Annotated in this window: 3 protein-coding genes; 2 read left to right on the top strand and 1 reads right to left on the bottom strand. The window is 62.6% G+C overall.

The features are described 5' to 3' along the window. Positions 1-87 precede the first annotated feature (87 nt). On the top strand, positions 88-855 hold the full coding sequence (locus QZ281_RS17510; RefSeq protein ID WP_292230715.1) for a UTRA domain-containing protein: 768 nt from the start codon (positions 88-90) through the stop codon (positions 853-855). A gap of 10 nt (positions 856-865) precedes the next feature. Here the strand turns inward: QZ281_RS17510 and QZ281_RS17505 are convergent, their stop codons facing one another. Continuing rightward, on the bottom strand, positions 866-2,194 hold the full coding sequence (locus QZ281_RS17505; RefSeq protein ID WP_292230712.1) for a DUF5690 family protein: 1,329 nt from the start codon (positions 2,192-2,194) through the stop codon (positions 866-868). A gap of 375 nt (positions 2,195-2,569) precedes the next feature. Between QZ281_RS17505 and QZ281_RS17500 the strand changes: the two genes are divergently transcribed. After that, the gene (locus tag QZ281_RS17500) at positions 2,570-4,231 is read left to right on the top strand and encodes an alkaline phosphatase family protein (RefSeq protein WP_292230709.1); all 1,662 of its coding nucleotides are present in this window, start codon (positions 2,570-2,572) and stop codon (positions 4,229-4,231) included. Positions 4,232-4,465: the final 234 nt, after the last annotated feature.

Genomic DNA, 4,465 nt, shown 5'->3' with positions numbered 1-4,465 from the left:
CCGTTTTCGTTCTGGGCGGGTGCAGAGGATCGACGCAGGCGTGCGAACCCGCGATAAGGCCTCAACGACTTCTGACGACGAGCCTTCATGTCCGACGCCTCTGCGCCTGCCTGGTGGACCGCACCATCTGAAACTCCCGTCGGCGACCGCGGGCGTTATCTGGTGGCGCGCGACCACATCGCCCGCCAGATCCACAGCGGGGTGCTGAAGCCCGGCGGCAAACTGCCATCCGAACGCCAGTTGCAGGACGGACTGGGCGTGGCGCGCGGGACGATCCGCGAGGCCCTGTTCCAACTGGAATCCGAGGGGATGATCTATCGCCGCGACCGCAGCGGCTGGTACGTCTCGCCGGAACCTGTGACCTATGATCCGACCCGCTGGGCCGGGTTCATGACCTATGTCGCCGAACAGGGCCGCCAGCCCGCCACCGAGACCCTGTCCACCACCTCGGTCGAGGCGCAGGACGGCGTGGCCAAGGCCATGGGCCTGCCGTTGGGGGCGCCCGTGCATCTGATCCGGCGTCGGCGTCTGATCGACGGGCGACCCGTGCTGGTCGAGCGCATCTATGTCGAGGCCAAGCGCGCGCCGGACCTGCTGACGCATGATCTGGACGGCTCCCTGACGCATATCCTCAAGAGCCGCTATCGGCTGGCGGTGACGCGCAACCGCGTCGAGATGCAGCCCTGCGCCCTGATCCAGGAAGAGGCCGAGGCGCTAGGCGTCAAGTCAGGCACGCCGGGCCTGCTGGTCGTGCGCGCCAGTTTCGACGCCGCCGGACGCATCGTCGAATATGACCACGAATACTGGCGCCACGACGCCCTGCGCGTGAAGGTCGATCTGGACGTCGCGCCCTGACGGCGAAGGCTCAGGGCGCTGCGGTATCGGCTGCCGCCTGTGAAATCTGGACCTTGGCCCGCTCACGACGATCGCCCGCCAGCTTGCGCGCGAAATAGAAGCCCGACGCCAGCGTCAGCAACAGACTGGCCACTGCCGCCGCATAGGCCGAGCCGATGAAGAACTGCAGCCAGTTCAACTGAGGCGCCGCAAAGGTGCGATAAAGCAGCAGGGCGACGCTGCCGACATAGCCCGAGGCGTCCGCCACATAGATCAAGAAGCCCGCCGTACCGACCCGCTGCGTCGCCGCCAGCATCCGGTCGAACAGCATGGCGTTGAAGGGGGTGTAGGCCATGTACAGCCCCGCCCCACTCAGGATCATCCACGCCAGGGCCGACACCAGCCCCGCCTGAAAAGCCAGGGTCGACAGGCCGATCAGTGCCGCGCCCGCAATCACCACCCCATGCATGACCATCAGGGCGCGCCGGTTGTCGCGGATCAGGATCAGACTGCCCAGCACGATCAGGACAATAACCGCCACCGGCAGCTCGCTGGCCGCGAAGACACCCGCCGCATCCCCATAGCCGACGGCCTCCCAGACCTCGGCCGAGAAGTTGTCGCGGAAATCCCTGAAGGCGGTGAACAGCACATAGGCGGCGATCAACGCCCCCAGACCCAGACCGTAATCGGCCAGAAACCGCTTGCGTTCATCCCGGTTCATCGGCGCGCGACGCACCCGCTCGCGCTCATCTTCGGCGCTGGGCCCGGGCAGTTGCGACAGGCCCCAGACAGAGACCAGCAGCAGCGGCATGAAGACCGCCCCTGCCGCTGCGGGCATCCACAGATCGCTGACACCCGCCTTAAGCAGCAGCTTGCCGACCGCCTTCACCACGCCTGACGACAGGATGAAGCTGGCGCAGAGCACGGCCCCCAGCACGTCCGACGCCCGCCGCCCCTCCATATAGGCAAAGACCAGACCCCAGATCAGGCCCAGCGGCAGGCCGTTGAAGAACAGGGCCGCCACATTCCACGGCGCCGGGATCAGTGCGAAGGCCACAAGCGCCAGCCAGGACGCGCCGATCAGCATCAATATGGCCCGACCACGTCCCCGCCCGTCCGCCTCTGCGATCACCTTGACGCCGATCCATTTGGACAGGGCGTAGCCGATGACCTGGGCGATGACCAAGGCGACCTTGTAGTCGAGCACGAAGTCCCAACCCTGAACGCCCTCGAACGTCGCCGCCGAGAACGGTTTGCGAAAGGCGTACATCGAGAAATAGGCGCAGAACCCCGCCAGCCCCGCAAACACCGCAAAGGCGACCGTGTTCGGGTCGCGGATTTTCTGCACCAAGGATCGCACTGTCAGGCTCGTCAGTTTTTAATGACAAAACTGGACTAGACCAAATTTGCTTCAACTTGGTGACAGATCGCGGGCATGGGCAGCCAGAGAAAAACTCTGAAAATCGCAGCGCCAAGCTTACGGCGATGCGGGAATTCTGCAAGCCTCGCACCATAGGTTACGGCTCGTCCGACGGCTGACGCGGCCTCCAATATCTGACAACGCCGTTTTCAGACCAGGCGTCGGATTGCCATGTCACGCAATCGCCAAGTCCTATTCATGAAAGCTTCGCCGATCCGGCCTGTTGATTTTGGTACATACCAATATTCACGGCAAATCTGACGAGCCAGACGAAACAAGGATGCTGGATCGATCCGCCGTTTCATGGAGCGCGTCTTGACCAAACTGATCCGAAACCTCGCCCTGCTAACCATCTTCTTCGCCGCCCTGGCCAGCGTCGCCACGCCCAATGCCGTCTCAGCCCAAGAGGTCCGTCACGTCATCATCATCGGCGTTGACGGTCTCAGCACGGACGGCGTGCTGAAAGCCAAAGCCCCCACCCTGCACGACATGATGCAGAACGGCAGTTGGAGCATGCATGCCCGTGGCGTCATGCCGACATCCAGCGCCGCCAACTGGGCCTCCATCATCAACGGCGCCGGCCCCGAGCAACACGGCGTGAACAACAATGACTGGTGGGTCGGATCGGCCAGCATCACCACCTCGGTCACCGGCTCAGGCGGCTTCTTCCCCTCCATTTTTCAGATTCTGTACGACCAGCATCCGGAATGGGAAGTCGGCTCCATCTACCACTGGGAAGGCTTCTCAGGACTCTATGACCGCCGCTTCGTCGACTATGACATCCACGGTCAGGACGAAGATGAAACGGCCAGACTGGCCATTGACTACATCAAGGCGAAACGCCCCCAATTCCTCTTCGTCCATCTGGACAATGTCGATCACGCCGGACACGCCGATGGTCACGGCACCCAGTCCTATTATGACGCTGTCACCAAAGCCGACGCGCTGATCGGGCAAATCCGCCAGACCCTGATCGACACCGGGATGATGGACGACAGCGTGATCCTGGTGACCGCGGACCACGGCGGCGTCGGCAAGGGCCATGGCGGCGAGACCATGCCTGAACTTGAAATCCCCTGGATCGTCTATGGCAAGAACATCAACCACAGCGAAGTCGATCTGCCCATCAACACGTTCGACACCCCCGCCACCGCAGCATGGCTGCTCGGCCTGAAGACGCCCTATGCCTGGCTGGGACGCCCGATCCGTCAGATCCTCAAAGGTGAAGCAACCCCTGAACAGACCTATCGGGCCAGCAGTTTCTACGCCACGCCGGTGATTGAGCCGGTCGGCCAGGGCAACTCCCCTGCGGGCGGCCTGTTCGTCGGCCAGCGCGCCCGGATGAGCCTGCGCAATCCGAACGCCGTAGGGGAGCTTCGCTATACGCTCGATGGTTCGATCCCAACCATCGCATCCACGCTCTACACCCGCCCCGTAGATATAGAGCGCAGCACAATCGTCCGCGTCGTCCTGTTCGTGAATGGGCAGCCTGCCAGCGTTCCGACCACAGGCCTGTTCAGGGTTCTCGACCGCGCCGCCGCAGCGACGCATGGCCTGAACTACAATGTCTTTCTGCTGTCGGACGGTCCGGTGCGGTTGCCCGATTTTTCCCGACTCCAGTCCGCAGACTCCGGCAAGGCCTACGAGTTCAGCATTGACGGCCTGAAGGTCCCGCGCGGCGACAACATCGCCGTTGCCTTTGACGGCTTCATCCATATCCCAGTCGAAGGAACCTACAAATTCTCGCTGGCCTCCGACGACGGCAGCAAACTTTACATCGACGGCGAAACGGTCGTGGACAATGACGGCGACCATGGCGTGGTGACAGTCAGCGGCGACATCGAATTGACCGCCGGAAAACATCCCATCCGGGTGGAGTGGTACAATGGCACAGGCGGCTCATGGCTTGGCGCCTATCTCGAAGGTCCAAGGATGCTGCGCCAGTTCATCGATCCGAACCTTCTGACGCCCCGCTAACCCACACCTTCATTAGAAGTCAGTAAAAACAGCTGAGATGGGCGCCCTCCCATCTCAGCTGCCTTGCTTTCCATCATGGGTCCGTCGGTGACAGGGCATAACCCGGCGACACATACTGCATCATCCGCAGCTCAAATCGGATTGCACCGCTCTGCCACCGGCCCGTATGTCGACAAGAAGCATGACAAATATGCTCGACCATCGGCAACGTCTCTAGAACCTGATGATCCTGTC

This window comes from Brevundimonas sp., assembly GCF_018608325.1.
Lineage (GTDB): Bacteria > Pseudomonadota > Alphaproteobacteria > Caulobacterales > Caulobacteraceae > Brevundimonas.
The sequence above is the reverse complement of the archived record's forward strand: the minus strand, read 5'-3'. Positions and strand labels throughout refer to the sequence as shown.